The organism is Lysinibacillus sp. A4, from assembly GCF_024919535.1.
In the GTDB taxonomy this organism is placed as follows: domain Bacteria; phylum Bacillota; class Bacilli; order Bacillales_A; family Planococcaceae; genus Lysinibacillus; species Lysinibacillus capsici.
In genome coordinates, this window is record NZ_JANWTB010000037.1 from 1 (window position 1) to 1060 (window position 1060).

Consider the following 1060-nt stretch of genomic DNA (forward strand, 5'->3'; position numbering starts at 1 on the left):
CGACGAGGTAGCCCACTAATTCGTCGTTAATCTAACCTGGTCAGTGCCGTCCGTCACATCGCAAACTACGGAATATATCGCAGATACACGTTTCCCTGTTAACGTAGCGACGAATAGCGAGCACGGCTTTATGGTGCGGTAGGTTTACTGGCTCTTTGCGGAGAGGGTAACTATGATCATGCGTTAATACGCGCATACAGGACAGTAATTGTATGAGGTCATAGCGGAAGAGATTCCGATACGAACAGGGCAACGAGAAACATCAGACGTCACATGACGCTAGTTATTGCGTATTTACTTTATGTCTATTTCTCTTTTTTGAGTTTTAGATATAAGGTAACTACGTTTCAGCCGATTTCATAGAGCGAGCGCCATTCTGCTAGTTATTGGGTGCGGTTGTCAAGCGTCAATATACAATAGATATCGGTGTTTTTGGTTATTGGAGCATAGAGTGCAGCACGCTTTACATATTTTTAATAAAAAGGAGTGTGTTTAATAATGCCAACAGAAGAACAAATGCAGAAAATAGCCGATGGAGTAAGGAAACAAAGCGAAAGGTATGGATTGCCTACAGTGCCAAGAAAGAAGAAATCGAGAGATAAGAGGGTACTAGCTGTATTAGAAAAAACGATACCGGTCATAAAACCTAAATAATGGTATAATGTGTAGAAAAAGGTGTGGTATTCTTGAAACTAACTGAAAATGAGTTAAGTATACTGTTGGAGCTAGAAGATTATTTTAAGGTTGGTTTTGCAACAGCAAGTAGCTTAACTAATTGTGTATTTCCTAGTACTCAAGAAGAAGTCAGAAAGGTAATTTATAGTTTGCAATCAAAGGGTGCGCCTATTCGTGAAGTAGGTCTTGAAGAAGGTGGTTGGCGTTTAGAGTCACCACGAAGAATGATTAGGCAGCATATGGATTTAATAGAACGATCACAAAAAGAAATTTATAAGATTATGGAATTTTCAAATCAAAAATTTTATAAAATTATGAATGAAGTAAAAGAAAATTAGATAAATTTAATAAAGCGCAGCCAATTAATCGGCTAGCGCTTTTTCTT

General features: G+C 38.0%; 2 protein-coding genes. Both read left to right on the forward strand.

Features of this window, described 5'->3' with window-relative positions; genetic code table 11:
- The first annotated feature begins 498 nt into the window (after positions 1-498).
- Entirely contained in the window at positions 499-654 is a 156-nt protein-coding gene (locus NY607_RS24165) for a hypothetical protein (RefSeq protein ID WP_175400688.1), read from the forward strand.
- A 32-nt stretch (positions 655-686) separates the two neighbouring features.
- A complete protein-coding gene (locus tag NY607_RS24170; RefSeq protein ID WP_066036196.1) occupies positions 687-1013 on the forward strand; it encodes a hypothetical protein in 327 nt (108 codons plus the stop codon).
- The last annotated feature ends 47 nt before the right edge of the window (positions 1014-1060 follow it).

What these genes read in the sequence shown, in the direction of transcription:
- NY607_RS24165 (WP_175400688.1), top strand. Translation starts at nt 499, where the DNA reads ATGCCAACAGAAGAACAAATGCAGAAAATAGCCGATGGAGTAAGGAAA.